The organism is Streptomyces sp. NPDC048751 (assembly GCF_043198595.1).
Classification (GTDB): domain Bacteria; phylum Actinomycetota; class Actinomycetes; order Streptomycetales; family Streptomycetaceae; genus Streptomyces.
Window position 1 is genome coordinate 1127925 of sequence record NZ_JBICUX010000001.1, and the last position, 24938, is coordinate 1152862.

At 72.2% G+C, this 24938-nt stretch carries 28 protein-coding genes; 17 read left to right on the forward strand and 11 right to left on the reverse strand.

What is annotated here, in order from left to right; all coding sequences use genetic code 11:
• The first annotated feature begins 46 nt into the window (after positions 1–46).
• The 6 genes from ACGFNV_RS05090 to ACGFNV_RS05115 all read left to right on the forward strand — a co-directional run bounded on the left by ACGFNV_RS05090 (position 47) and on the right by ACGFNV_RS05115 (position 5556).
• Entirely contained in the window at positions 47–997 is a 951-nt protein-coding gene (locus ACGFNV_RS05090; protein WP_133925258.1) for a VlmB-like protein, read from the forward strand.
• Positions 994–1902 (forward strand): alpha/beta fold hydrolase, encoded by a 909-nt coding sequence (locus ACGFNV_RS05095; protein ID WP_393619432.1) that lies wholly within the window; start codon positions 994–996, stop codon positions 1900–1902. Before ACGFNV_RS05090 ends, ACGFNV_RS05095 begins: the two co-directional genes overlap by 4 nt.
• On the forward strand, positions 1889–3019 hold the full coding sequence (locus tag ACGFNV_RS05100; RefSeq protein WP_393619434.1) for an acyl-CoA dehydrogenase family protein: 1131 nt from the start codon (positions 1889–1891) through the stop codon (positions 3017–3019). The genes ACGFNV_RS05095 and ACGFNV_RS05100 overlap by 14 nt, the downstream gene beginning before the upstream one ends.
• A gap of 51 nt (positions 3020–3070) precedes the next feature.
• Positions 3071–3550, forward strand: a complete 480-nt coding sequence (locus ACGFNV_RS05105; protein WP_393619436.1) for a type II toxin-antitoxin system RatA family toxin — start codon at positions 3071–3073, stop codon at positions 3548–3550.
• Positions 3547–5133, forward strand: a complete 1587-nt coding sequence (locus ACGFNV_RS05110) for an MFS transporter (protein WP_393619437.1) — start codon at positions 3547–3549, stop codon at positions 5131–5133. Before ACGFNV_RS05105 ends, ACGFNV_RS05110 begins: the two co-directional genes overlap by 4 nt.
• Positions 5134–5223: 90 nt before the next feature.
• Complete coding sequence (locus ACGFNV_RS05115; RefSeq protein WP_393619439.1) at positions 5224–5556, forward strand: DUF3040 domain-containing protein; 333 nt, start codon at positions 5224–5226, stop codon at positions 5554–5556.
• Positions 5557–6032: 476 nt separating this feature from the next.
• Here the strand turns inward: ACGFNV_RS05115 and ACGFNV_RS05120 are convergent, their stop codons facing one another.
• Complete coding sequence (locus tag ACGFNV_RS05120; protein WP_393619441.1) at positions 6033–7040, reverse strand: Ppx/GppA family phosphatase; 1008 nt, start codon at positions 7038–7040, stop codon at positions 6033–6035.
• Positions 7041–7121: 81 nt separating this feature from the next.
• Here ACGFNV_RS05120 and ACGFNV_RS05125 point away from each other — a divergent pair, with 81 nt between their 5' ends.
• Both ACGFNV_RS05125 and ACGFNV_RS05130 read left to right on the forward strand, forming a co-directional pair.
• Positions 7122–7322 (forward strand): hypothetical protein, encoded by a 201-nt coding sequence (locus ACGFNV_RS05125; protein WP_393619442.1) that lies wholly within the window; start codon positions 7122–7124, stop codon positions 7320–7322.
• 127 nt (positions 7323–7449) lie between these two features.
• Complete coding sequence (locus ACGFNV_RS05130; RefSeq protein WP_393619443.1) at positions 7450–8970, forward strand: cytochrome bc complex cytochrome b subunit; 1521 nt, start codon at positions 7450–7452, stop codon at positions 8968–8970.
• On the opposite strand, the gene ACGFNV_RS05135 is transcribed toward ACGFNV_RS05130, so the two are convergent.
• Both ACGFNV_RS05135 and ctaD read right to left on the reverse strand, forming a co-directional pair.
• Positions 8888–9292: a cytochrome c oxidase subunit 4 gene (locus tag ACGFNV_RS05135; RefSeq protein WP_393619445.1), complete on the reverse strand. Its 405-nt coding sequence runs from the start codon at positions 9290–9292 to the stop codon at positions 8888–8890. The genes ACGFNV_RS05130 and ACGFNV_RS05135 overlap by 83 nt on opposite strands.
• Complete coding sequence (gene ctaD / locus ACGFNV_RS05140) at positions 9282–10838, reverse strand: cytochrome c oxidase subunit I (protein WP_393620034.1); 1557 nt, start codon at positions 10836–10838, stop codon at positions 9282–9284. Before ctaD ends, ACGFNV_RS05135 begins: the two co-directional genes overlap by 11 nt.
• A gap of 294 nt (positions 10839–11132) precedes the next feature.
• On the opposite strand from ctaD, the gene ACGFNV_RS05145 reads away from it, so the two are divergent.
• Positions 11133–11504, forward strand: a complete 372-nt coding sequence (locus ACGFNV_RS05145) for a DUF6479 family protein (protein ID WP_393619446.1) — start codon at positions 11133–11135, stop codon at positions 11502–11504.
• A 130-nt stretch (positions 11505–11634) separates the two neighbouring features.
• A complete protein-coding gene (locus tag ACGFNV_RS05150; protein WP_393619448.1) occupies positions 11635–11811 on the forward strand; it encodes a hypothetical protein in 177 nt (58 codons plus the stop codon).
• Positions 11812–11866: 55 nt separating this feature from the next.
• On the opposite strand, the gene ACGFNV_RS05155 is transcribed toward ACGFNV_RS05150, so the two are convergent.
• Positions 11867–12379 carry a DUF6098 family protein gene (locus tag ACGFNV_RS05155; protein WP_393619450.1) on the reverse strand — a complete coding sequence of 171 codons (513 nt, stop codon included), beginning with the start codon at positions 12377–12379 and terminating at the stop codon, positions 11867–11869.
• A 160-nt stretch (positions 12380–12539) separates the two neighbouring features.
• Here ACGFNV_RS05155 and ACGFNV_RS05160 point away from each other — a divergent pair, with 160 nt between their 5' ends.
• The 6 genes from ACGFNV_RS05160 to ACGFNV_RS05185 all read left to right on the forward strand — a co-directional run bounded on the left by ACGFNV_RS05160 (position 12540) and on the right by ACGFNV_RS05185 (position 16760).
• Positions 12540–13217: a HemK2/MTQ2 family protein methyltransferase gene (locus ACGFNV_RS05160; RefSeq protein WP_393619451.1), complete on the forward strand. Its 678-nt coding sequence runs from the start codon at positions 12540–12542 to the stop codon at positions 13215–13217.
• Positions 13201–13446, forward strand: a complete 246-nt coding sequence (locus tag ACGFNV_RS05165) for a CDGSH iron-sulfur domain-containing protein (protein ID WP_393619453.1) — start codon at positions 13201–13203, stop codon at positions 13444–13446. Before ACGFNV_RS05160 ends, ACGFNV_RS05165 begins: the two co-directional genes overlap by 17 nt.
• Positions 13446–14489, forward strand: a complete 1044-nt coding sequence (locus ACGFNV_RS05170; protein WP_393619454.1) for an iron-containing redox enzyme family protein — start codon at positions 13446–13448, stop codon at positions 14487–14489. Before ACGFNV_RS05165 ends, ACGFNV_RS05170 begins: the two co-directional genes overlap by 1 nt.
• A gap of 97 nt (positions 14490–14586) precedes the next feature.
• On the forward strand, positions 14587–15279 hold the full coding sequence (locus tag ACGFNV_RS05175; RefSeq protein ID WP_393619455.1) for a transcriptional regulator: 693 nt from the start codon (positions 14587–14589) through the stop codon (positions 15277–15279).
• Positions 15276–16253 carry a threo-3-hydroxy-L-aspartate ammonia-lyase gene (locus ACGFNV_RS05180; protein ID WP_393619456.1) on the forward strand — a complete coding sequence of 326 codons (978 nt, stop codon included), beginning with the start codon at positions 15276–15278 and terminating at the stop codon, positions 16251–16253. Before ACGFNV_RS05175 ends, ACGFNV_RS05180 begins: the two co-directional genes overlap by 4 nt.
• Positions 16254–16394: 141 nt before the next feature.
• Positions 16395–16760, forward strand: a complete 366-nt coding sequence (locus tag ACGFNV_RS05185) for a cupin domain-containing protein (protein WP_393619458.1) — start codon at positions 16395–16397, stop codon at positions 16758–16760.
• Between the two features lie 26 nt (positions 16761–16786).
• Here the strand turns inward: ACGFNV_RS05185 and ACGFNV_RS05190 are convergent, their stop codons facing one another.
• From ACGFNV_RS05190 to ACGFNV_RS05200, 3 genes are all read right to left on the reverse strand, one after another.
• Positions 16787–18169 carry a VWA domain-containing protein gene (locus tag ACGFNV_RS05190; RefSeq protein WP_393619459.1) on the reverse strand — a complete coding sequence of 461 codons (1383 nt, stop codon included), beginning with the start codon at positions 18167–18169 and terminating at the stop codon, positions 16787–16789.
• Entirely contained in the window at positions 18166–19023 is an 858-nt protein-coding gene (locus tag ACGFNV_RS05195) for an AAA family ATPase (protein WP_393619460.1), read from the reverse strand. Before ACGFNV_RS05195 ends, ACGFNV_RS05190 begins: the two co-directional genes overlap by 4 nt.
• 124 nt (positions 19024–19147) lie before the next feature.
• Positions 19148–20020, reverse strand: a complete 873-nt coding sequence (locus ACGFNV_RS05200; protein ID WP_393619461.1) for an SDR family oxidoreductase — start codon at positions 20018–20020, stop codon at positions 19148–19150.
• Between the two features lie 115 nt (positions 20021–20135).
• Between ACGFNV_RS05200 and ACGFNV_RS05205 the strand changes: the two genes are divergently transcribed.
• A complete protein-coding gene (locus ACGFNV_RS05205) occupies positions 20136–20519 on the forward strand; it encodes a winged helix-turn-helix transcriptional regulator (protein ID WP_393619463.1) in 384 nt (127 codons plus the stop codon).
• A 21-nt stretch (positions 20520–20540) separates the two neighbouring features.
• On the opposite strand, the gene ACGFNV_RS05210 is transcribed toward ACGFNV_RS05205, so the two are convergent.
• The 4 genes from ACGFNV_RS05210 to ACGFNV_RS05225 form a co-directional block, all read right to left on the reverse strand.
• Positions 20541–21188 (reverse strand): lactate utilization protein C, encoded by a 648-nt coding sequence (locus ACGFNV_RS05210; protein ID WP_393619465.1) that lies wholly within the window; start codon positions 21186–21188, stop codon positions 20541–20543.
• Entirely contained in the window at positions 21185–22672 is a 1488-nt protein-coding gene (locus ACGFNV_RS05215) for a LutB/LldF family L-lactate oxidation iron-sulfur protein (protein WP_393619466.1), read from the reverse strand. Before ACGFNV_RS05215 ends, ACGFNV_RS05210 begins: the two co-directional genes overlap by 4 nt.
• On the reverse strand, positions 22669–23424 hold the full coding sequence (locus tag ACGFNV_RS05220; protein WP_393619468.1) for a (Fe-S)-binding protein: 756 nt from the start codon (positions 23422–23424) through the stop codon (positions 22669–22671). The genes ACGFNV_RS05215 and ACGFNV_RS05220 overlap by 4 nt, the downstream gene beginning before the upstream one ends.
• A gap of 72 nt (positions 23425–23496) precedes the next feature.
• Positions 23497–24933 carry a rhamnulokinase family protein gene (locus ACGFNV_RS05225; protein ID WP_393620036.1) on the reverse strand — a complete coding sequence of 479 codons (1437 nt, stop codon included), beginning with the start codon at positions 24931–24933 and terminating at the stop codon, positions 23497–23499.
• Positions 24934–24938 lie beyond the last annotated feature (5 nt).

Below are 24938 nucleotides of genomic sequence, written 5' to 3' on the forward strand. Positions count from 1 at the left end.
CACTGTGAAACGCACTGCGAACCGACCGATCGTGAGGACTGACAGGATGACGGCGAACATCGCTCCCGAAGCCGACTGGGACCTGGCGCCCAACGTGCTGGAGGGTGCCCGTGAGCTCAGGCTCAGCCCGGAGCAGTGCGACCTGGACTACTGGATCGCCAACGTCGCCCAGGGCACCCTCAAGGGCCTGGTCAACGGCCACCACCCGGACGCCGTGACCCCGGAGTACATGCTCAAGCCCGGCCCGCTGCGCGACGCCCTCCTCTTCGAGTTCTCCTTCCGCTCCATCGCCGAGGACAAGGCCGCCCGGGCCATCACCTCCCTCGTGGCGAACGCGCCCGACGTGAAGTCCATGGAGTTCTACGCCACCCAGCTGCTGGACGAGGCCCGGCACGCGCAGGCGTTCCGCGCCCACATGATCGAGGTGGGCGTCCCGCAGGCGGAACTCGACGACGTCATCGAGCAGTACGCGGGCGAGCACCAGAGGAACGTCCTGGACCCGCTGGAGCAGTTCGGCCTGGACGTGATGAACGGGCCGCACCCGTTCGTCTCCGGGGTCGCCGTCCTCACCATCCTCGTCGAAGGGGTGCTGGCGCCGACCGGCGAACTCAGCGAGCACAAGTGGAAGATCGTCGACCCGGCGGCGGCGAGCGTCGAGCGCGGGGCGGGCATCGACGAGATCCGACACCTGACCGTCGGCAGCGAGATCGTCAAGCGCAGCCTCGAAAAGGACCCGGGCCTCAAGCCACACCTGGCGGACGTGGTCCGGCGCGGCAACGAACTGTGGGGCACGCTGCCGGTGTTCGCGGTGCTCCAGCGCCGCGAGGAGCTGTTCCAGGCGGGCATCGAGCAGATCGCCGACGTCATCGGCGACCACGAGATCTGGCCGGGCCGCCGCCTGCTGGACAGCACACCGGAGGAACGGATCACCACCGCGCTGGAGTGGGCCGGAGCGACCCAGACCACCCGGCTCGCGTACATGGGGATGGGCGAGTGAGCGATCGACCCGACGACACGGCGGAGGCCGAGCGGCTGACGGTGACGCTGCCGGACGGCGCCGAGCTCGCGGTGCACCACTGGCCGGGGGCACCCGGCGAACCCCTCGTCGTGGTGTGGCCCGCACTCGGCGTACGGGCCCGGTTCTACCGGCGTTTCGCCACCACCCTCAAGGCCGAGGGCCTGGGCGTGGCGGTCGCCGACCTGCGCGGACACGGTGACAGCCGGCCCCGGCCGGACGCCTCGGCCCGCTACGGCTACCACGACCTGGCCACCGTCGACTACCCGGCCGTCTTCGCCGCCCTGCGCGAACGCGCCCCGGGCAGCCCGGTGTTCCTCCTGGGCCACAGCCTCGGCGGCCAGATCGGCCTGATGTACGCGGCCCGGAACCCGGCCGACCTCGACGGCGTCCTGCTCGTCGCCGCCGGCACCCCGCACTTCCGGACGTATCCGGGACTCACGGGGCTGATCCCGCTGCTCGGCACCGGCATCGTCGCGGGCGTCGCCCGGGTGCGCGGCTACTGGCCGGGTGACGTCCTGCGCTTCGCCGGACGGCAGTCCCGGGTGCTGGTGGCCGACTGGGCCCGGATGGCCCGTACCGGCCGCTACCGCCCGACCGGGGCCGACGTCGACTACGAGGAACTGATCGCCGCGCTGCGCCTGCCGGTGCTCGCGGTGTCCGTCGAGGGCGACACGCTGGCCCCGCGCGACGCCGTCGACGCGCTGACCGGGCTGCTGCGCGGCGCCGAGGTGACCCGGTGGCACCACGGCGAACGGCTCAGCCACATGGCCTGGGCCAACCGGTCACAGCCCATCGCCGCAGAGATCGGCCGGTGGATCGGCAAGACCCGCACCGGACAGTCATGGCACGCGCCTTCAGGGGGAGACGGGGATGCGGTTTCTTGAACGCGAACGGCAGACACTGGAGAAGTTCCTCCCGGGACTCGACGGCCGGCTGGCCGACCTGACCCTGGGCGAGCGGGAACGGCCGCAGGGCCCCGCGCTCGCCCTCTTCAAGGAGGCGGGCGGCTCCGGGGTGGTGGTTCCCGCGGAGCACCGGGGCCTGGGCGCGAGCGCCGTGGAGGCCGTACGGCTCCAGCGCGCCATCGGCTCCCGCAGCCCGTCCCTCGCGGTGGCCACCACCATGCACCACTTCTCGGTCGCCGGACTGATCCAGGCGTACGAGGTCACCAAGGGCCTGGAGTGGATGCTGCTGGAGGCCGTCGCCGACCAGGGGCTCCTGATGGCCTCCGGGTTCGCCGAGGGCAGGTCCGGCCAGTCCATCCTCGCCTCCTCGATCACGGCCCGTCAGGACGGCGACGCCGTCGTCCTCAACGGCTCCAAGAAACCGTGCAGCCTGTCCGCCTCCATGGACCTCCTGACCGCCTCCGTCATGCTCGACACGGACAGCGGACCCCAGCTCGCGGTGGCGGTGGTCCCCGCGGCCACGCCGGGCATCTCGGTGCACCCGTTCTGGGGCACCGCGGCGCTGGCCGGCGCGGAGAGCGACGAGGTACGGCTGGAGGACGTGCGGGTCCCGCCGGACATGGTGGTCCGCACCGAACTCGGCGACGACGGCAGCCTGGACGACATCCAGACGGTGGGCTTCATCTGGTTCGAGCTGATGATGGCCGCCTCCTACTTGGGCATGGCGAGCGCGCTCGCCGAGCGTGTCCTCGCCGGCGGGCGGGCGGACCCCGCGGAGCGGGCCCGGATCCTGGTCGAACTGGAGGCGGCGATGGGCACCGTCGTGGGCGCCGCGGCGCCCCTGGACGCGGACGGCCCCGTCGGCCAGGCCGAACTGCTCCAGTCCCTGGTGTGCCGGTTCTCGGTGCAGGACACCATCGACCGCGTGGTGCCGCGCTGCCTGGAGGCGCTCGGCGGCATGGCCTACGTCTCCGGCGACGAGACCTCCTACCTGGCCGCCTGCGCCGCGGCCCTGAAGTTCCATCCGCCCTCCCGCGCCTCGTCGGCGGCGGCCCTGTGCACGGCCTTCGAGGGGGGCCCGCTGGTCATCGGCTGACCACCACGTACCGACAGCTCATCGAGATCATCGCCAACGGAGGAACCCGTCATGGCCTGCTTCATCACCGTCGAGGGACTACTGTCCGACCGCGACGCCGACCAGGTGTTCGACCGAATCCGTGACTTCGAGCGCTACTCCGACCACACCGACGCCGTCCGCGAGGTCACGGTGACCGCCGACGAGGCGGGCACCGTCGACTCCGCCTGGGCCGTGAACTTCCGCGGCGGCGTGCTCACCTGGACCGAACGGGACGTCATCGACCCCACCGCCCGGCACATCACCTTCGAACAGCTCACCGGCGACTTCGCCCGCTTCGTCGGCACCTGGGACGTCCGGCAGACCGGACCCGACGTCGTGGTCCTGTTCTCCTGCGAGTTCGACATGGGCATCCCCAGCCTGGAACCGATCATCAACCCGGTCGCCATGCGCGCGCTGAGCGACAGCATCGAGCTCATCCTGCGCGGGCTCCTCGGCCAGGAGATCGAGCTGACCAGCAGCCGGCGGGACTCCGCGGTCGTCGGCTCGTGACCGTCGCGGCGGCGCGGGGACGCGGGTCGCGCCCGCTGCGCCTGGCGTTCATCTGCGCCGGTGTCGTCATGGTGTACCTCGACAGCACGGTGGTGGGGGTGGCGCTGCCCGACATCCAGTCCGAGCTGGACATCGGGGTCTCGGCCCTGCAGTGGGTGTTCGACATCTACGTCCTCACCTTCGCGTGCTTCCTCCTCACGGCGGGGACGCTCGGCGACACGCTGGGACGCGGCCGGGTCTTCCTGGTGGGCCTCGTCGGCTTCACCGGCGCGTCGGTGGCGTGCGCGCTGTCCGGGACCATCGAGGCGCTGCTCGTGGCCAGGGCCGTCCAGGGCGTGTTCGGCGCCGTCATGATCACCGTGTCGCTGGCCCTGATCCGTCAGCTCTACACCGAGGAAGGGTCCCGGGCCTCGGCGGTGGCCGTGTGGGCCGGCGTGGGCGGGGTGGCGCTGGCCGCCGGGCCGATCGTCGGGGGGCTGCTCGTCGACGCGTACTCCTGGCAGAGCATCTTCTGGGTCAACCTGCCGATCGGCGTGATCGCCATGGTGGCGCTGGCCCGGCTGCTGCCGCTCGGGGCGGGGGCCCGCAGCGAGCGGGGAGCGACGGGCCGACGCATCGACTGGGTCGGGCAGGTGCTGTTCGTTGCCGGGATCGGGGTGATGGCGTACGCCCTGATCGAGGCCGGAGAGCGGGGCTGGGGTTCGGCACGCATCCTCGGGCTGCTCGGCGGTTCGCTGCTGGTGCTCGGGCTGTGCGTGGGGTGGGAGAGCCGGGCCCGCAACCCCATGCTGCCGTTGGCGCTGCTGCGCAACCGCGTGGTGCTGATGACCTGCTCGGTGAACTTCCTCGGCTTCTTCGGGCTGTTCGGGATCATCTTCCTGCTCACCCTCTTCCTCCAGCAGGTCGACGGGCTCACTCCCGTGCAGACCGGGCTGCGGCTGCTGGCGCTGACCGTGTCCATCACCGTGGCGTCGGTGCTGGCACCGGCCGTCGCGGGCCGACTGGGGACACGACTGGCCATCGTCCTGGGGTCGCTGGTGGCGGCGGGCGGGTTCGTGGCGCTGCTGGGCATGGAGGCCGGCAGCGGCTTCGGTACGTACTGGTGGCCGCTCGTGCTGATCGGCGCCGGCGTGTCCGTGGTGGGGGCTCCGGCCACGGTCGCACTGCTGTCGGCCGTGCCGCCGGAACAGGCCGGTGTCGCCTCGGGCATGTCCCAGACCTGCCGACAGGTCGGCGCCGTCTTCGGCGTGGCCCTGTCCGGCACGCTCGTCCAGCGGGAGCTGCACTCGGGCCTGCCGGACGTCCTGTCGGCGCTCCCGCTGCCCGGCACGGCCCGCGAGAGGCTGGCCGAGGCCGTCGAGCACGGGCGCCTCGACGACATCCCGGCCCAGTCACCGTCCCTCCGCGAGGACGTCCTGCGCTCCGTCGGCGACCTGATGACCCAGGGCTTCCACGCGGCCGTCCTCGTGGCGGCGGCGGGTGCGGCGCTGGGGGCGGTGGTGGCGGCGGCACTGCTGGGCCGACGGGAGCGGACAGGTGCCACGGGTGCGGCGGCCGACGGGCAGGAGGCGAGGACGGCGTAGGCACGACGGGCTTCGCCGCGTGCTTCGAGGGGCGGTTTCGGGGCACTCGGCCCAGTGCGGGGTCCCTGGCTCGAAGGAGGTACCGCCGCCGTGGAAGACGGGCACACGGACGACGTACGACTGTCACCGGGCGAACGCCTCGCCCTGCTGCGGATCGAGGCGACCCTGGGACGCGACCGGCGCTTCGCGCGAGCGATGCGCGGCGAGCCCCCCGTGCGGACGCGACGGGGGTTGCCGTGGCTCACCGCGTCGGTCCTGCTCCTGGCCTCCGCGTCGATCCTCCTCGCCGTCCTGGCCATCCGCACCTCGAACCCCACCGTCATCTGGTGCTTCGCCGCCCTGTGGCCCCTCACCCTCTTCCAGACCTTCCGCCTGCTGCGCCGCCTGGTCCGACGGGGCGGCCGCGGTTCGCGCCGGCTGTGAGTCCACGAGACAGGTGCGGGGCGGGCGATACACCCGCTGTCACGCAGTGGCCGCAGGGTCCCTGGGACGGGCCGGAGGGGGCTACCTTGGCGTCCACAGCGCGAGACAGTTGGGGGTGGGGCTGTGGAGTTACGTGACATTCGCCATCCTGGTGCCTCCGTTGAATACCGCGAGATCCAACCGGCCTCGCCCCTGGACCCGTTGCGGGCCGGGGAGGTCGACGTGGCGCTGCTGTGGCTGCCGATTCGTGAACCCGACCTGACCGTCGGAGCCGTCGTGCACACCTCCGCCGTGCTTCTGATGGTGCCGATGGATTGTTGAGCGATCGCGTGCCAATCAGCTGGTGCCGCGGCATGGCGGAGCGGACGGCCACCCGCAGGCGCGCTCGGATCCGCCGCGGCACACGTCCCTGCTCGTGTCCGCCGCCGGGGCACCCACGCCACCTCCACACGCCCCGTGCAGAGGTCCCGGGCCGCTCAGCTCGTCGACGCGGCCACTCGCAGGGGTGCGCCGGGGGCGGTGAGCTCGCCGTCGGTTTCGTGGGTGGTGCTGGTCCACCAGTCGGGGCCCTCCTCGATGTAGCGGAGGAAGACGCCTTCTCTGATGGCCCAGGGGCAGAGTTCCACCGTGCGGATGCCGGTCAGTTTGAGGGCGGTGTGGCCGACGATGGCGCCCGCGAGGCTCTGCCGGGCGCGTGGTGCGGAGATGCCCGGCAGGAGGGCGCGTTCGGCGGCGGGCAGGGCGACGAGCGTGTCCACGGCGCGGCGCAGGTCGGCGCGGTGCAGGACGCGGTCGACGAAGGGTCCGTCACGCCCTGGCGCGGCCCCGCACAGCCGGGCCAGCTGCTGGAACGTACGGGAGGTGGCGACGGCGGTGCGCGGCCCCTCCCAGCGGATGCGGGCCGACACGTCACGCAACTGGTGGCGCACCTTGCGCCGCAGCGCCTTCACCTCCTCCAGCGTGGGAGGGTCCCCGGTGCGGAAGAACTCGTTGGTGAGCCGGTTGGCGCCGAGCGGCAGCGAGGCCGCGAACTCCGGCAGCCGCCCCCGCCCGAACGCCACCTCCAGGGAGCCGCCGCCGATGTCGAACAGCGCGAGCGGCCCGCAGCGCCAGCCCAGCCAGCGCCGGGCGCCGAGGAAGGTGAGCTCGGCCTCCACCTCACCGGGCAGGGTGCACATCCGCACCCCGGTCCGGTGGTGCACCGTACGCAGCACGTCCAGCCGGTTGGGCGCCGCCCGTACGACAGCGGTCGCGAACGCCAACGGGCCGGGCGCGCCCCACCGCTGGGCGGTGCGGGCGGCCGCGCCCACCGCCTGCGCCAGCTGCTCCACCGCCTCCTCGCCGATGTGCCCGTCCGGCCCCACCTGTTCGGACAGGCGCAGCTTCCACTTGGCCGTGTGCACCGGCAGCGGCACCCCGCCCTCCGCGTCCGCGACCACCAGCCGCACCGTGTTCGACCCAGCGTCCACCACTCCTACACGCATGGTGGCTGAGTACCCGGACACGGGTGCGTAATGCCTGCTTCCACGGGCGATGAGCGACCGATCTCCGGGTACCCGGCGCCCATGCGAAACAACCTGAAGCGCCGTCACACACACAAGGAGCCGACCCACGACGCCACGGAGGAGGTGCTGGAGGAGCTCAAGCAGGAAGGCGAGGAGGACGACGTCGACACCTCGCGGCCGACCCACGGCGGAACGGGCGACCCCATCTCGCCCAGCCCGAACGCCAACCGCAGGACCGCCGAGGGCCACCCCGACGACTGATGTCGTCCGAACGGGTGTCTTGGCCGCGCCGGGCGAGTGTTTCGCCGCGCACGGGTGCTCGCCCGGCGCGGCGGCGGCAAGTCATCCCCTGTGACGGGTGTGGCCCGGTCGCGGAGGGAGGCGCCGCGTGGAGCGCGAGCGGGAGGACGGGGCTGCTGCGAAGGTCGCCGACGCGGCCGACGCGCGGCTGCCGGTCTACGACGGGGGCGGCGCGCTGCTGCGCAAGGCGTTCCCCCACCACTGGTCGTTCTTCCTGGGTGAACTGGCGCTGTACAGCCTGATCGTCCTGCTGCTGACCGGGATCTGGCTGACCTTCTTCTTCGAGCCCAACATGCGCGAGGTCCTCTACGACGGCTCGTACGTCCCCCTGCAGGGCGTCCGCATGTCCGCGGCCTTCGACTCCACCCTGCACATCAGCTTCGAGGTCCGCGGCGGCCTGCTCATCCGTCAGATGCACCACTGGGCGGCCATCGTCTTCGTCGCCGCGATCGGCGTGCATCTGCTGCGCATCTTCTTCACCGGCGCCTTCCGCAGGCCCCGGGAGGTGAACTGGGTCATCGGCGTCACCCTGCTCGTGCTCGCCCTGGCCGAGGGGTTCGCGGGCTACTCGCTCCCCGACGACCTGCTCTCCGGCACGGGACTGCGCATCGCGCAGGGCATCATGCTGTCGATCCCCGTGGTGGGCACGTACGTGAGCATGTTCGCCTTCGGGGGCGAGTTCCCCGGTTCGGACATCGTGCCCCGGCTGTACGGCCTGCACATCCTGCTGCTGCCCGCCGCGTTGATCGGCCTGGTCACCGTCCACCTGATCCTGGTGTTCTACCTGAAGCACACCCAGTGGCGCGGTCCGGGCAGGACCAACGAGAACGCCGTCGGCAAGCCGATGCTCCCCCAGTTCGCGGCAGGTTCGGCCGGCCTGTCACTCATGGTCTTCGGCGTGCTGGCCGCTCTCTCCGGGCTCGCGCAGATCAACCCGGTCTGGGTCTACGGCCCCTACCGCCCCGACCTCGTGTCGACCGGTTCCCAGCCGGACTTCTACGTCGGCTTCCTGGAGGGCGCGCTACGGCTCGTACCGCCCTGGGAGACCAACGTCGCCGGGCACACCCTCATGTGGAACGTCCTGCTGCCGGCCGTCGTCCTTCCCGGGGTCTTCTTCCTCGTCCTGTACCTGTATCCGTTCGTCGAGCAGCGGCTCACGGGGGAGGGGAGACAGGAGCACCACCTGTGCGACCGCCCGCGCGAACGTCCCGTCCGCACCGGACTGGGCGTCGCCGGCATCGTCTTCTACGGCGTCCTGCTGCTGGCCGGCGGCAACGACATCATCGCCCAGACGTTCCGCGTCTCCGTGAACGTCCTGACCTGGATCCTGCGCGTCGCCCTCGTCGTCGGCCCGGTCCTGGGCTTCATGGTCACCCGCCGGCTGTGCCACGCCCTGCTGGCGTCGGAGCGCGAACGCCTGACCGAGGGCGAGGAGACCGGAGAGGTGCGTCAGTCCGTCACCGGGGGCTACGAGAGCGACCACCGGCCGGTGGAGACGTTCCGCCCCGGCGCCCCCAGGGCACCGATCAGCCCTCCCGGCCGGAGCCCCGGTCGGCGTACTGGAACACCATTCCGAACACCCCGGCTCCCAGGGCGCCGACGCCGATGAGGAACAGCCACAGCCCGTACACCACCCCGGTCGCGGCGACCGCGAACCCGGCGGCGGTCGCGATCGGCCAGTGGCTCTCCGGCGGGAAGAACTCCAGCGGCCCGGCGCCGTCGGCCACCTCGGCGTCGCCGCGGTCCTGGGGGCGCCGTCCCCTGCGCCGGTAGTTCACCGCGCAGAAGAACGAGATCACCCCGGCCATGAGGCACGCCACGATCAGCGCCGCCGTACCGGCCGGATCCCCGTGCGACCAGATGCCGTAGAGCACCGCGGTGCCCCCGAAGAAGACGGCGACACCGCCGAACAGCAACGCCTCAGTCCGCATGGGGCAAGTGCTCCTGTTTCCGCAGTTCGATGTCCGGATGGTGCAGGTCGAACGCCGGGGACTCCGAACGCACCCGGGGCAGCGCCACGAAGTTGTGCCGGGGCGGCGGACAGGACGTCGCCCACTCCAGCCCCCGTCCATACCCCCAGGGGTCGTCCGAGGTGGCGCGCCGCCCGTGGCGGGCGGTGTGCCACACGTTGTAGAGGAAGGGGAGGGTGGAGACGCCGAGCAGGAACGCGCCCACCGACGACAGGGTGTTCAGCAGCGTGAAGCCGTCCGAGGGCAGGTAGTCGGCGTACCGGCGGGGCATGCCCTCCTCGCCGAGCCAGTGCTGCACCAGGAAGGTCAGCTGGAACGCCGGGAACAGCAGCCAGAAGTGCAGCTTGCCCAGACGCTCGTCCAGCATCCGGCCGGTGAACTTGGGCCACCAGAAGTAGAACCCGGCGAACATCGCGAAGACCACGGTGCCGAACAGCACGTAGTGCAGATGCGCCACGATGAAGTACGAGTCGGTGAGGTGGAAGTCCAGCGGCGGCGACGCGATGAGCACCCCGCTCAGCCCGCCCAGCAGGAACGAAACCAGGAACCCCATCGCCCACAGCATGGGAGTCTCGAACGACAGCGACCCGTTGCGCATCGTGCCGATCCACGCGAAGAACTTGATGCCCGTCGGCACCGCGATCAGGAACGACATCAGCGAGAAGAACGGCAGCAGCACCGCGCCCGTGGCGAACATGTGGTGCGCCCACACCACCGCCGACAGCATGGTGATCGCGATCGTCGCGCCGATCAACGGCAGGTACCCGAACAACGGCTTGCGTGAGAACACCGGGATGATCTCCGTGACGATCCCGAAGAACGGCAGCGCCACGATGTACACCTCGGGGTGCCCGAAGAACCAGAACAGGTGCTGCCAGAGGAGGGCACCGCCGTTCGCCGCGTCGAAGACGTGCGAGCCGAACTTCCGGTCCGACTCCAGCGCCAGCAGCGCCGCCGCCAGCACCGGGAACGCGGGCAGCACCAGGATCGAGGTGAACAGCACGTTCCAGGTGAAGATCGGCATCCGGAACATCGTCATCCCCGGCGCCCGCAGACACATGATCGTGGCGATGAAGTTGACCGCGCCCAGCGTGGTCGACACACCGGTCACCACCAGCCCCATCGTCCACAGGTCACCGCCCGCGCCGGGGGTGTAGTACGAGCTGTTCAGCGGCGCGTACGCGAACCAGCCGAACGACGCCGCGCCGCCCGGCACCACAAAACCCGAGACGACCATCAGACCGCCGAACAGGTACATCCAGTACGACAGTGCGTTCAGGCGGGGGAACGCCACGTCCGGCGCGCCGATCTGCAGTGGCATCACGGCGTTGGCGAAACCGGCGAACATCGGCGTGGCGAACAGCAGCATCATCACCGTGCCGTGGACCGTGAAGAACTGGTTGTAGCCCTCCTTGCTGAGGAACTGCAGCCCCGGACGGGCGAGTTCGGCGCGCATCGCGAGCGCCAGCAGACCGGCGAGCAGGAAGAAGCAGAACGCCGTGACCATGTACAGCCGGCCGATCACCTTGTGGTCGGTGGTGGTCGCCCAGCCCAGCAGCGTATGGCCGAAGGAGTGCGAGGAGGTGTCGCGGCCGGCTCCGTCGTCGACGCGTTCCGACAGTTCGGTCATCGTCCTCCTCCATGCGCGCCTGGTGAGAGCCCGGGCCGTGACCCGGCACGGCAGCCCGACGCTACTGCCGCGACCCGGCGCGGCCGCTCACGCCACGCTCCCGTTCCGCCGTCGGAGGGGCAGGTGGTACCCGCGCGTATTCCGAAGGGCGGTCGCGGGTACCCGGGGGCAATGGACACCATCCACTACGAAGCAGCCGGGGCCGGTACCACCTTCGGATTCCTCGCCATCCTCGTCGGCGGTCTCGTCATCACCGGTGCGCTGGTGTGGGCCGTCCGGTTCGGCACCAGGGTGCGCGGGCGCGAGCACGCGCACCTGCGACCGGGTGAGCACCATCCGCGAGTCCCCGAGGGCGGGCCGGTGCGCGAGACCCACGAGCTCCGCGAACCCGACGAGATGCCCCGTGCGGCCGACGGGAGCGAACGCCTCACCCCGCACGAACTCAGGAACTCCGGCGGCAGGCGCAGCGAGGACCAGGCGCCCCGGCGCTGGGACGAGGGGTCCAGCGGCTCGTTCGGCAGCGGCGGCACCGGAGGCAGGTGAGCCGGCCCGGTTCGACGGGTACGAGGCTCGCGGGCGTTTGCCCGAGGCGCGACGGGGGACTCGGCCCGTACACCCGGTCCGTACACCGACTCAGGGACCGAAGCGATCTTAGAAGGAAGATGAAGCAACCGTGACCGCGCACGCCATGGAGAACCCGGTAGTCCGAAGGCCAGAGACAGGCTGGGCGAGGGCCCGTCGCCTGCGGGGCAAGGGCGTACGTACCTGGATCTCGGCCGTCGACGCCCGGACCGCCGCGCCCGTCGACCGCGCCGGCCCCGACTCGAACATCGTCCGCGGCGAGGACTGACGGCGAGGACCGACGGAGACCGGACCTCTGCGAGGCGCGCGCCCGCGCCGACGACTCATCGGTCGTCGGCGCGGGCGTCTCCGTTTCCGTTCCCGGCGCCTCCGTTCCCGGCGTCCGTGTCGTCGCCGTCGCGGCGCAGGGTGCCCCAGGCGCCCTCCTGCCGGTCCACCTCGGCCTGTGCCTCCTTGATGACCCCGTCGTCGACCCAGCCGATCGGCCGGACCTCGCGGACCAGCGGTTCGTTGTCGGGACCACGGCCCTCGATCCGCCCGCGCAGCACCCAGGCCCGCACCCCGGGGCCCTTGTCGCGGGGCAGGTGGGAGTAGTCGTGGAGCCGCCGGGCGACCCAGAGCTCGACCGGACGGTCCTCCCACCAGGGTTCCACGGCGAGCGGATTGGCCGAGAGCCCCGGCATGCGTACACCCGTCAGCTCGTCCGTGCTGGCCGAGGCGCCGAGATCGGTCCGGGGGCCCCGCGACCAGCGCACGAACAGATCGGGGTAGCGCCGCACCAGGCTCCCCAACTCCTGGAGGGAGCGCAGGACGGGAAGATCGTGCGTGCGGCCCATCGATTCAGCCCTCCTCGACGTCTCCCGGTGAGATCGTCCCGTGTACCCGTAAGTGGGAGAAGCGCACCGATCATGTGTGGTGCACGTGCAGAAGGGGGACCCGGGAGCAGCGACCAGGACCTGACCACCCGAGTGCCGCCGGGGCACGGCGAGGAGCCCGATGACCACCGAGACCACCACAGCGCCCGTCCCGCCGAGGCTGATGACCCCGCCCGGCGTGTACGAGCCGCAGCACGACACCCGTCTGCTGGCCGACGCGCTGCGCCGTGAGGGCATCCGGCCGGGCGCGGACGTCCTGGACGTGGGCACGGGAAGCGGGGCCCTCGCACTGGAGGCCGCGCGGCTCGGCGCCAGCGTCACGGCGGTGGACATCTCCTGGCGGGCCGTGCTGACCGCCCGCTTCAACGCGTGGTGCAGCCGGCAGCGCGTCGAGGTCCGCCACGGCGATCTCACGGGCGCCGTCCGTGACCGCTCCTTCGACCTGGTGATCAGCAATCCGCCGTACGTCCCGTCCCCCGGCCGATGGCCGCCGCGGGGAGCCGCACGCGCCTGGGACGCCGGGCAGGACGGGCGCGCCCTGCTGGACCGTGTGTGCGCCGAGGCACCGGAGGTGCTGCGCCCCACCGGTGCCCTGCTGCTGGTGCACTCCGGTCTGTGCGGGGTGGAGGACACGCTGACCCGGCTGAAGGGCGCCGGGCTGAGCGCGGAGGTCACGGACCGGACGTCGATCCCGTTCGGCCCGGTCCTGCGCTCCAGGCTGACCTGGCTGCGCGGACGCGGGCTGTCCGCCGCGGACCTGCGGGAAGAGCTGGTGGTGATCCGTGCCTCCAAGGAATGAGCGCCCGTGCCGTATCCGCGCCGAGCGCGACGGGCCGCTGCTCGTCGAGGGCCCGGTCGAGATCGTCGGTGAGGACGGCGAGGTCGTGACCTCCGACCGTTTCACCGTGGCCATCTGCACCTGCCGCCGCAGCGCCATCTACCCGTGGTGCGACACGAGCCACCGGCGACGCACCAGGGGCGGGGGGCCGGAGCAGGACCGTACGTCTCGGACGAAGGGAGCCGGCTGATGCCGATCGGTCGTGAACCGCGTGAGCGGAGCCCACGGCTGCCCACCGCGCGGGGACCGCTCTCCCACGCGGTGCTCGGCGCCCTGCGCGACCCGTGCCACCAGCCGTCCCTGGGGGCCGTCGAGGACGCCGCCCCCTACGGCGACGACCTCCAGCTCGCCCTGTACGTCCTCTACGAGCTGCACTACCAGGGCTTCGAGGACGTCGACGACGACCGGGAGTGGGACCCCGCCCTGCTGCGCGTCCGCCGCGCCCTGGAGCAGCGGTTCCTCGCGGCCCTGCGCGCCGACGTCGACGGCGGGGCCACGGCACGGCAGGCACTGGACGACCTGCAGACCGAGCCCGTCGGCCCCGAGGCCGCCGGGGTGAGCCACTTCCTGCGCGACGAGGGCGAGCTGCGACACCTCAAGGAGTACGCGGCCCTCAGGTCGCTGTACCACCTGAAGGAGGCCGACCCGCACGCCTGGGTGATCCCTCGACTGCACGGCCGGGCCAAGGCCGCGATGGTCGCCGTCGAGTTCGACGAGTTCGGCGCGGGCCGGGCCGACGAGATCCACGCGCGGCTGTTCGCCGACCTGATGGAGGACCTGGGCCTCGAAACGGCCTACGGCCACTACGTGGACGTCGCGCCCGCCGAGCTCCTCGCCACCGTCAACCTGGCCTCCCTGCTCGGCCTGCACCGCGCCCTGCGCGGTGCCCTCGTCGGGCACTTCGCCACGGTCGAGGTGACGTCGTCCCCGGGGTCCCGCCGACTGGCGAAGGCCCTGCGCCGGGTCGGGGCGGGCGCCGCGGCCGTGCGGTTCTACGACGAACACGTGGAGGCGGACGCCGTGCACGAGCAGGTCGTCCGGCACGACGTGATCGGCGGACTGCTGGAGAACGAGCCCAACCTGGAGGACGACGTCGTCTTCGGCATCCAGGCGACGAACCTGCTGGAGGACCGGCTGGCCGCCCGCCTGCTCGACGCCTGGCGCCGTGGCGGGAGTGCCCTGCTGGACGTCCATGCCCACGGCACCCGGCGGGAGATGCAGACGGCTCGCTAGGCACCTCGGACTTCATCTGGACTGTCTGTACAAGGTCTGGACTGTACATCTAACATGATGTGCGCAGGGGCCGTCGGCCCCACCTGAGAGAGGGCGCATGGCAGCGGAGGAGTCCCTGGAGCAGGAGCGGAACGCGATCCTCGCCGCGCTGGGCCCCGTCGCCGACGGGATCGCGGCGACGTTCGGCCCCGTGTGCGAGGTGGTGATCCACGACTACCGACGCCCGGAGCAGTCGGTCGTCGCCGTCGCCGGTTCGGTGACGGGGCGCGCCGTGGGCGGGGCGATGAGCGAGATCGGCCTGCGCGTCCTGGCCCGCGGCGACAAGGCCGGGGACGAGCTGAACTACCTCACCAGGACCGGCTCCGGACAGCTGGTGAAGTCCTCGACGATGCTGCTGCGCGACTCCACGGGCACGGTCTTCGGCGCCCTGTGCGTCAACCTGGACGTCACCGCTGTCAACCAGGCCCAGGCCCTGCTCGGCGCGCTCGCCGGAATCGCCGGGTCCGGCGCCGGCGCCGATCCGCCGGTGACCACCTTCGGCAACGACATCGACTCCGTCGTGGACGCCCTCGTCGACGCTCATCTGCTGCACGGGAACCAGACCTGGGCCGGCCTCGACCGCGCACGGCGACTGGAGCTGTTCCGCGGCCTCGACGAGCGGGGCGTCTTCGCCGTACGCCGTGCGATCGAGCAGGTGGCGCAGCGCCTGGGCATCTCCCGCGCCTCCGCCTACAGCTATCTCTCCCAGTCCCGAGCCACCGACCAGACCTCCGAGGGAGACCCCACGTGACGACCGCGCCCCCGCCGATCACCCTCGACGACGTCCGCGACGCCGCCGCGCGACTCAAGGGCGTCGCCCACCGCACCCCGGTGCTGCGCTCCCGTACCCTCGACGCGCTCCTGGGAGCGGAAGTCCTCCTCAAGTGCGAGAACTTCCAGCGGGTCGGCGCGTTCAAGTTCCGCGGCGCCTACAACGCCGCCTCCCGGCTCACCCACGAGCAGCTCGCCCGGGGCATCGCCGCCTACTCCTCCGGCAACCACGCCCAGGCCGTCGCCCTGGCCGCCCGGGAGCTCGGCACCACCGCCGTGATCGTCATGCCCGAGGACGCCCCGCGCTCCAAGCGCGAGGCCACCGCCGGCTACGGCGCCGAGATCGTCACCTACGACCGCTACGCCGCGGACCGCGTCACCATCGCCGAGGCCCTGGCCGCCGAACGGGGCCTGACGATCGTCCCGCCCTACGAGCACCCGCACGTCATGGCGGGACAGGGCACCGCGGCCCTCGAACTCCTGGAGGAGGTCGGCGAGTTGGACGCCCTGCTGACACCGGTCGGCGGTGGCGGGCTGATCGCGGGCAGCGCCACGGCCGCCAAGGCCCTGCTCCCGGGCATCCGCGTGATCGGCGTCGAACCGGAGGCGGGTGACGACACCAAGCGGTCCCTCGCGGCGGGCCGTCGCGTCGAGATCCCCGTGCCGCGCACCATCGCCGACGGCCAGGCCCTGCACACCCCGGGCGAACTGACCTTCTCCGTGAACCGGCGGCTCGTCGACGACATCGCCCTCGTCTCCGACGACGACATCCGCCGGGCCATGCGGTTCGCCTTCGAGCGCCTGAAGATCGTCGTCGAGCCCAGCGGCGTCACCCCGCTGGCCGCCCTCCTCGCCGGCCGCGCCGGGCCCCTCCCGCGCCGTGTCGGCGTGATCGTCTCCGGCGGCAACATCGACACGGCCCGCTTCGCCTCCCTCTGCGGCGACGCGGACTGAGTCCGCGTTCCTCCGAATGGCGGCCCCGAGGGGACGGGCGGACGATGAAGTGGTGGGGCTCGGCCCCCACCGGGGACGTCCAGGGCCGCCGGGGAGACGGGCCCCGGCCGCGGTGAGGCGCGGCCGGAAGGGAGGAGCGTCATGCTGGAAGTGAAGACGCTCGACAAGCCCGACGAGCGGCGCGATTACCCCCGCGGCCACCTCGAAGCCGTCCACATGAGCGGCCTCGACTTCGCCGTGGCGACCTTCGAGCCCGGCTGGCGCTGGACCGAGTCCGTGGCACCCATCGCGGGCACCGACACCTGCCAGGTCCACCACAACGGCTATGTGGTCCAGGGACGCATGCACGTCACCATGGACGAGGGCGGCGAGACCGAGGTCGGTCCCGGCGACGTCTTCGTGGTCTCACCCGGGCACGACGCCTGGGTGGTGGGCGACGAACAGTGCATCGTGTACGACTTCGCGGGCCAGATGGCCACGGAGTACGCGAAGGCCAAGGAGGGCTGAGCGCCGTCGAGGGGCACGGGACTCGCTCAGATCGGCAGCAGTCGCCCCACCAGCGCGCTGAGCTGGCGGGCGTTGCGGCACTCGTGCATCTCGATCAGGTCCGCGTAGGCGAGGGCGGCCGAGTCGCCCCCGCCCCACTGGGCCCTGGGCTCGGGGTTCAGCCAGTAGGTGCGGCGGGCGCGTTCGGTGAGGTGGCGCGCGGCGGGGAGGTTCGGGTCGCTCATGTTGGTGCGGGCGTCGCCGAGCACGAAGACCGTCGTACGGGGGCCGATCGCGGCGCCGTACCGTTCCGTGAACTCGCCCAGCGCGACGCCGTAGTCGCTGCTGCCGTGCCAGCCCGTGAGGGTGGCCTCGGCGCGGATGCGGGCGCCGAGGCCCTCCGGGTCGGCCGCGCCACGGGCGAGGAGGCCGGTCACCTCGTCGATACGGTTGACGAAGGCGAAGACCCGCACCTTGCTGAACTGGTCGTGCAGCGCCTGCACCAGCAGCATCGTGAAGTCGGAGAACCCGGACACCGAGCCCGACACATCGCACAGCAGCACCAGTTCGGGGCGGGCGGGCCGGCGTCGGCGCAGCACGGGCCGTATCGGCACCCCGCCCGTCGACAGCGAACCGCGCAGGGTGCGCCGCAGATCGATGGTGCCGCGGGCGGCGCGACGGCGGCGGGCGGCCAGGCGCGTCGCCAGCTTGCGGGCCAACGGCTGGACGGTGCGCCGCAGTTCGGCCAGCCGGTCCTTCCCGGCGTACAGGAAGTCGACCCGGTCGGCGGTCGGGGCGACGGCCCGGCGCGCGATCTCGTCCCGGCCGCGCCGCTCGGCGACCCGGCGCCGCGCCTCCGCCGCCACCAGGGCGCGGAAGGCCTCGATGCGCCGCCGGATCTCGTCCTCCAGGAGCCGGTCGGTGAACCCGGCACCGTCCGACTGCGCGCGCACGTCGTCGCGGACGCGGGCGAGCAGCGTCTGGGGTCGGATCCGGTCCAGGGCCTGGTACGACGACCAGCCGTCCGAGCCCGGTGAACTCCCGTAGACGCCGAAGCCGTCGACGGCCTCCACCGCCAACTGGCCCATCAGCGCGGAGTCGTTGGCGGCGAGGGCTGCGGCGAGCCGGTCGCGCAGGCTCTCGCGGTCCGCCTCGACGCCGTCCGGCGCGCCGACGCTCCGTGGGAAGTACAGGTCGAATACGGCGTCGAACACCGGCCGTTGGCCCGGGGTGTGCAGCAGTGTCGCCGCCAGCCCCTCGCGCAGCAGCGCGCGGTCCGCTAGGCCCAGCGCGGTGACCGCGTGCCCGGCGTCCACGGTCTCTCCCGTGCCGATGCGGATGCCGTGCGAGCGCAGCGCGGCGACCAGGCCGGTCAGCCGCGCCGTCACATCCGTCGGTGCGGCCGCCGGCGTGATCGCGTCCGCCGTCACAGCGCGTCCAGGTCGAGCTTGGCGGCCGCCTTGAGAATGTCCTCCTGGTGCTTGAGGACCACGCCCAGGGTGTCGCGTACGACGGTCTCGTCAAGGGTGTCCGCGCCGAGGGCGAGCAGGGTGCGCGCCCAGTCGAGGGTCTCGGCGACCGACGGCACCTTGCGCAGGTCCATCGCGCGCAGCGCGCCCACCACCCGCACCACGGACGCGGCCAGCGCCTCGTCGATGCCCGGCACCTTCAGCCGGACGATCCGGCGCTCCAACTCCTCCTCGGGGAAGCCGATGTGCAGGAACAGGCAGCGTCGGCGCAGTGCCTCCGACAGTTCGCGGCTGGCGTTGGAGGTGAGGACGACGAAGGGGCGGCGCGTCGCGGTGATGGTGCCCATTTCGGGCACGGTCACCTGGAAGTCGCTGAGCACCTCGAGGAGGAGGCCCTCCACCTCGACGTCCGCCTTGTCGGTCTCGTCGATCAGCAGCACCTTGGGGTCGTCGCCGCGGATCGCGGTCAGCAGCGGACGCGCCAGCAGGAACTCCTCGCCGAAGATGTCGGTCCGCGTCTCGTCCCACGACTCGTCGCGGCCCGCGCTGATGCGCAGGAGCTGCTTGGCGTGGTTCCACTCGTACAGGGCCCGGGCCTCGTCGACGCCCTCGTAGCACTGCAGCCGCACCAGCCGGGCCCCGGCCACCTGCGCCACGGCCTTCGCGAGTTCCGTCTTGCCGACCCCGGCCGGGCCCTCCACGAGGAGCGGCTTGCCGAGGCGGTCGGCGAGGAACACGGTCGTGGCGACGGCGGGGGAGGCCAGGTACCCGGTCTCGGCGAGGCGGGCGGAGACTTCGTCGACGGACGTGAACAACAGGGCCTCCGGCGGTCGCGGGCGAAACAGTGTCCGGGTCCCCTATCTAAGCGCTTGTTCAGCCCTTCTGTCACGGGACTCCGTCACAGGCCCCTGCCCCCGCCGCCGTAGGTGCCGGGCTGCGCTACCGCTGACCGACCACCTCAGCCTCCCCGCGGAACACGGCGACATGGCGGCGCGCCCAGTCGGTGAAGTCCAGGGGAGCGCGGCCGAGGATCCGCCGCACGTCGGGGCTGACGCGCAGCTCGGCGGGGGTCGGGTCGCCGAGGATGCCCAACGTGGTCTCGACGACCGGCTCGGGCATGAACGCCAGCAGCTGTGCGCGGGCCTCGTCGCGGCTCTGCTCGACGAAGCGGACCGGCTCGCCGAGCGCCGCGCCGATCGCCTCGGCCCGCTCGCGCGGCGTGGTCGGCGCGGGGCCCGTCAGCTCGTGGACCGCACCGCCGTGACCGTCCTCGCGCAGCGCCACCGCGGCGACCGCGGCGATGTCGGCCGGGTCGACCGTCGGCAGGCCGACATCCCCGAACGGCGCGGCGACGATCCGCCGGGTGCGCACCGACTCCGCCCACGCGAACGCGTTGGAGTGGAAGCCGCCGGGCCGCAGAATCGTCCAGTCCAGGCCCGACTGTCTGACGGCCTCCTCGATCGCCCGGCCGGTACCTCCGTGCGAGGCCGAGTCCGGCCGGGTCACGACGCCCAGCGACGACAGCAGCACCACCCGTTCGACACCGGCTCCCTTGGCCACGTCGAGGATGTCCCGCGGGCTCAACAGGTGGGCGCCGGCCCCACCGTCGTGCAGGAACAACGCCCGAGCGCCGTCGAAGGCGGGACGCAGACTCTCCGGGTCCGCCAGGTCGGCCCGCCGGTACCGGACCCCTTCCGGTACGTCCGCCCCCGAGATCCCCCGTGACACCGCCGTCACCCGCTCCCCGGACTCCGCGAGAACCCGTACGAGCTCCCCGCCTACGTTCCCGGTCGCACCCGTCACCACGAACATGAGCAACTCCCCGCTGTAACCGTGTGGTTGAAGACGAGAGCGACGCTAACAGCGCCGATATAGTAGGTACCTAGAGGAAAGTGACTTCCCCGGAGGGATGCGTATGGGCGCGGACATGAGCCGGCCGGCCCCCGCCGGGACCGACCCGCAACGCGCGTGCCCGGTCAGCCCGGTCGTGGACATCGTGTTCAGCCGGTGGACCACACCGATCCTGTGGAGTCTCCACACGCACGGCCGCCAGCGGTTCGTCGAGCTGGAGCGGCGGATCACCGGGATCACGCCGAAAGTGCTCACCCAGCGGCTGCGACAGCTGGAACGCGACGGGCTCGTCGTGCGGACGTACCACCCGGAGGTACCTCCTCGGGTCGAGTACGAGATCAGCGACCTCGGGCTCAGCCTGGCCCCGCTCTTCGCCCACCTCGCGGAGTGGGCCGGCGACAACCTCGCCCGGGTCGAGAAGGCCCGCGAGGCCTACGACGGCGGCCCGGCCCTCCCCTGAGCCGACCCGGGCGCACCTCGGTCAGCCCTCGCTCACCAGCACCACCTCCAGGGTGCGCGGACCGTGCACCCCCTCCACCCGGTCCAGCTCGATGTCGCTGGTCGCCGACGGACCGGAGATCCACGTCAACGGGCGTGCCGGGTCCAGGCGTTCGAGGGCCTGCGGCACGGAGGACACCACCTGGTCGGGGACGCGCACCACGCAGACGTGGAGGTCGGGGACGAGCGTGATGCGGCGCCGACCCTGGTCGGGGCCGCCGTCCAGCACGATCGTGCCGGTCTCGGCGATCGCCACCGCACACGCCGTGACCACGCTGTCGACCTGATCCAGCTCGTGCGGGGTGCTCTCCGCCCGGTCCGCGACCCGCTCGGCGTCCGTCGCCGCCAGCCACCCCGCCTCCAGACCCGGTGGGACGAGGACCGTCTTCGCGCCCCGCGCGGCCAGGATCCCCGCGACGGTCGCCGCGAGGTCGGCGTCCGTGCAGCGGTGCACGACGGCGCGGTAGTCCGCCAGGTTCTCCGCGAGCAGGTCCACGGTCTGCTCGACACTCCGGTCGCCGTGCTCCCGCAGATAGTCGCGGCCGACGGCCGCCTCGTACGGCGGGTCGTCCCGCGGTACGTCGGCCAGTGCGCGCCGCACCCGGCCCAGGATTCGTTCCCTGCTGTTCACTGCGCGACCCCCTTGCCGTCGTTCCCGCCGCGCGTGCGCTGCCACCAGTCGCGGAACGGCTCCGCAGGCACCGGCGGAAGATCGCGCGTACCGCTCCACGCCTTGCCGGGGCCCGGCAGTGAGCGCGGATGGAGCCGACGGGTGCGGGAGGCGAGCCGCTGCCCGGCGCGCAGGGCGCCCGGCCGGCTGAACGCCCAGCGCGCCGCCCGCATGGCCGCCCGCTCGGCTGCGTGCCCCTTCGCCGGCTTCAGCACCACCTTGTTGCCCTCCCGCGTCACCGGGCCGCCCTCCACGACCCGCTCGCGCAGGTGCACCAGCACCTCGGGGATGTCGATGGCGACCGGGCACACCTCGTAGCAGGCCCCGCACAGCGACGAGGCGTACGGCAGCGAGGCGTCGATCTCGCTCTGCGTGCCCCGCAGTTGCGGGCTCAGGATGGCGCCGATCGGACCCGGGTACACCGAGCCGTACGCGTGCCCCCCGGCCCGCTCGTACACGGGGCAGACGTTCAGGCACGCCGAGCAGCGGATGCAGCGCAGGGCCTGGCGGCCGACCTCGTCGGCGAGGGTGTCGGTGCGGCCGTTGTCGAGCAGGACCAGGTGGAAGGTGCTGGGGCCGTCGCCGTCGGTGGTGCCGGTCCAGGTCGAGGTGTACGGGTTCATCCGCTCGGCGGTGGAGGAGCGGGGGAGTGTCTGGAGGAACACCTCCAGGTCCCGCCAGGTCGGCACGATCTTCTCGATGCCGACGACCGAGATCAGCGTCTCGGGAAGGGTGAGACACATCCGGCCGTTGCCCTCGGACTCCACGACCACCAGCGTGCCGGTCTCGGCGACCATGAAGTTCGCGCCGGAGACACCGACCTTGGCGCGCAGGAACTTCTCCCGCAGGTGCAGCCGGGCCGCCTCGGCCAGTTCGGCGGGCGTGTCGGTGAGGCCCTCGGGCGCCGGGCGGCCCCACTCGCCCATCTCCCGGGCGAAGATGTCCCGGATCTCGCCCCGGTTGCGGTGGATGGCGGGGACCAGGATGTGCGAGGGCCGGTCCTTGCCCAACTGCACGATCAGCTCGGCGAGATCGGTCTCGTAGGCGTGGATGCCCTCCGCCTCCAGGGCCTCGTTGAGCCCGATCTCCTGCGTGGCCATCGACTTGACCTTGACGACCTCCGACTCCCCGGTCATCTTCACCAGGTGGGCGACGATCCGGTTCGCCTCGTCCGCGTCGGCCGCCCAGTGGACGATGCCGCCCGCCGCGGTGACCGACTCCTCCAACTGCACCAGATAGCGGTCGAGATGACGCAGCGTGTGGTCCTTGATCCGCTTGCCCGCCTCGCGCAGCTCGGCCCAGTCGGACACCTCCGTCACGGCCTTCGCCCGCTTGGCGCGGATGGTGTGCGTGGCGTGGCGCAGATTGCCGCGCAGGGTCGCGTTGCCCACGGCCTCGTGCGCGGCCTTCGGAAACGCCGGCATGCCGACGAACGTCCCGCTCATACGGCCGGTTCCTCCTCCGTGCTCGCCAGGATCTCCGCGATGTGCACCGGCCGCATGTCCGTGCTCAGCCGCGCCATCGTCCCGCCGATGTGCATCAGACACGAGTTGTCGGCCGCGCACAGCACCTCGGCACCCGTCGACTCGGCGTTGCGCACCTTGTCCGCGCCCATCGCCGCCGAGACGTCCGCGTTCTTCAACGCGAACGTGCCGCCGAACCCACAGCACTCGTCCGCGCCCGGCAGCTCCACCCATTCCAGCCCCTTCACGGCCTGGAGCAGCCGCCTGGGCCGGTCGCCGAGCCCCAGCCCGCGCAGTCCGTGACACGTCGGGTGGTAGGTGACCTTGTGCGGGTAGTACGCCCCCACGTCGGTCACCCCCAGCACGTCCACCAGGAACTCCGTGAGCTCGAACGTCTTCGGCACCACCGGCGCGAGCGTCGCCGCGAGGGCGTCCCCGCGTCCCTCGGCCCGGGCCCGCTCACCCATCCGCGGATACAGCTCCCGCACCATCGCCGCGCACGACCCGGACGGCGTCACGATCGCCTCGTACTCCCCGAAGACGTCGGAGAAATGCCGGGCGAGCGGCTCGGCCTCATGCCGGTAGCCGGTGTTGTAGTGCGCCTGCCCGCAGCACGTCTGGGCCATCGGGAAGTCGACGTCGACGCCCAGCCTGGTCAGCAGTTTCACCACGGCACGGCCGGTGTCCGGATAGAGCGTGTCGTTGACACAGGTCAGGAACAGTGCGACACGCATCGCGGCTCCTTGGGGTCGATCATCGGATGAGTGCAGCCTAGTAGGCGAGGACAGGCCGGGGGAGGCCCCGGCTCACCTTGCGGTGAGCCGGGTCTCCGCCTCACGCCAGCGGTCCGTGCCGCCGAGCGGTTCGAACCGGGTGAGCGGCTGCGTCCGGGCGAGCAGGCGCCGCATGTCGGCGCGGTCGCCGACCAGGCCGTGCGCCCGCGCCTGCACCAGCACGTTGCCGAGGGCGGCCGCCTCCGTAGGCCCGACCACCACCGGCAGCCCACACGCGTCGGCGGTCAGCTGGCACAGCAGCGCGTTGCGGGTACCGCCGCCGACGATGTGCACGACGTCCACCGGGTGGTCGGCGAGCCGCTGCGCCTCCTCGATCGCCCGCCGGTGGGCGAGCGCGAGGGAGTCGAGGATGCACCGCGTGACCTCGGCCCGGCTCTCCGGCACCGGCTGCCCCGACACCCGGCACGCCTCGGCGATCCGCTCCGGCATCCGGCCCGGCGCCAGGAACGCCGCGTCCCCCGCGTCCACCACCGACCGCAGCGCCGGCACCGCGGCCGCCTCGCGCAGCAGCACGCCCAGATCCGGGTCACCCCAGGCCCGTACGCACTCCTGAAGCAGCCACAGCCCCATGATGTTGCGCAGATAGCGCACCGTGCCGTCCAGCCCCAGCTCATTGGTGAAGTTGGCGGCGCGGCTCTCCTCGGTCAGCACGGGAGCGTCCAGCTCCAGACCGGCCAGCGACCAGGTGCCGGTGCAGATGTACGCGAACCGCTCGCCCCTCGCCGGGACCGCCGCGACCGCGGACGCCGTGTCGTGCGAGCCGACCGCCGTCACCGGCACCGGCCCCGTCAGCCCCGTCTCCTCCAGCACCTCCGCCCGCAGCACCCCCGCCGGATCCCCCGGCTGCCGCAGCGGCGCGAACAGGCTCAGGTCGATCCCCAGCCGGGCGGCCAGGTCGTACGACCACTCCCGCGTCCGGGGATCGACGAGCTGGGTCGTCGAGGCGTTGGTCAGCTCGGTGCCCTGCTCGCCCGTCAGCCAGTACGACAGCAGGTCGGGGATGAGCAACAGGCGCCGCGCATCGCCCAGTTGGGCGGAGGAAGCCGCCGCCGTCAACTGGTAGAGCGTGTTGAACGGCGCGTACTGGATCCCCGTGGCCGCGTACAGCTCGGCGGCCGGCACCGTCGCCCACACCTTCTCCGCGACGCCCTCCGTACGGGCGTCCCGATAGTGCACCGGGTTGCCGAGCAGTGCCCCGTCGGCGTCCAGCAGCCCGTAGTCCACGGCCCAGCTGTCGATGCCGACGGAATCCACCTGCCCGGCGGCCCGCAGCCCGTCCAGCACCCCCGCGTACAGCGAGAGCACGTCCCAGCGCAGCCCCTCCGGCACCCGCACCGGGCGATTCACGAACCGGTGCGCCTCCACCAGCTCCAGCGAGTCCGGGCTCACGCGGCCGACCATCACCCGCCCACTGGACGCGCCGAGGTCGACCGCCGCGTACGACCGCACGGCCG

Coding starts and splice junctions, on each gene's coding strand:
- ACGFNV_RS05090 (WP_133925258.1), top strand. CDS start 47: ATGACGGCGAACATCGCTCCCGAAGCCGACTGGGACCTGGCGCCCAAC.
- ACGFNV_RS05100 (WP_393619434.1), top strand. CDS start 1,889: ATGCGGTTTCTTGAACGCGAACGGCAGACACTGGAGAAGTTCCTCCCG.
- ACGFNV_RS05105 (WP_393619436.1), top strand. CDS start 3,071: ATGGCCTGCTTCATCACCGTCGAGGGACTACTGTCCGACCGCGACGCC.
- ACGFNV_RS05120 (WP_393619441.1), bottom strand. CDS start 7,040: ATGCGTGTAGGAGTGGTGGACGCTGGGTCGAACACGGTGCGGCTGGTG.
- ACGFNV_RS05125 (WP_393619442.1), top strand. CDS start 7,122: ATGCGAAACAACCTGAAGCGCCGTCACACACACAAGGAGCCGACCCAC.
- ACGFNV_RS05135 (WP_393619445.1), bottom strand. CDS start 9,292: ATGCGGACTGAGGCGTTGCTGTTCGGCGGTGTCGCCGTCTTCTTCGGG.
- ctaD (WP_393620034.1), bottom strand. CDS start 10,838: ATGGTCACGGCGTTCTGCTTCTTCCTGCTCGCCGGTCTGCTGGCGCTC.
- ACGFNV_RS05145 (WP_393619446.1), top strand. CDS start 11,133: ATGGACACCATCCACTACGAAGCAGCCGGGGCCGGTACCACCTTCGGA.
- ACGFNV_RS05155 (WP_393619450.1), bottom strand. CDS start 12,379: ATGGGCCGCACGCACGATCTTCCCGTCCTGCGCTCCCTCCAGGAGTTG.
- ACGFNV_RS05160 (WP_393619451.1), top strand. CDS start 12,540: ATGACCACCGAGACCACCACAGCGCCCGTCCCGCCGAGGCTGATGACC.
- ACGFNV_RS05170 (WP_393619454.1), top strand. CDS start 13,446: ATGCCGATCGGTCGTGAACCGCGTGAGCGGAGCCCACGGCTGCCCACC.
- ACGFNV_RS05175 (WP_393619455.1), top strand. CDS start 14,587: ATGGCAGCGGAGGAGTCCCTGGAGCAGGAGCGGAACGCGATCCTCGCC.
- ACGFNV_RS05185 (WP_393619458.1), top strand. CDS start 16,395: ATGCTGGAAGTGAAGACGCTCGACAAGCCCGACGAGCGGCGCGATTAC.
- ACGFNV_RS05200 (WP_393619461.1), bottom strand. CDS start 20,020: ATGTTCGTGGTGACGGGTGCGACCGGGAACGTAGGCGGGGAGCTCGTA.
- ACGFNV_RS05205 (WP_393619463.1), top strand. CDS start 20,136: ATGAGCCGGCCGGCCCCCGCCGGGACCGACCCGCAACGCGCGTGCCCG.
- ACGFNV_RS05215 (WP_393619466.1), bottom strand. CDS start 22,672: ATGAGCGGGACGTTCGTCGGCATGCCGGCGTTTCCGAAGGCCGCGCAC.
- ACGFNV_RS05220 (WP_393619468.1), bottom strand. CDS start 23,424: ATGCGTGTCGCACTGTTCCTGACCTGTGTCAACGACACGCTCTATCCG.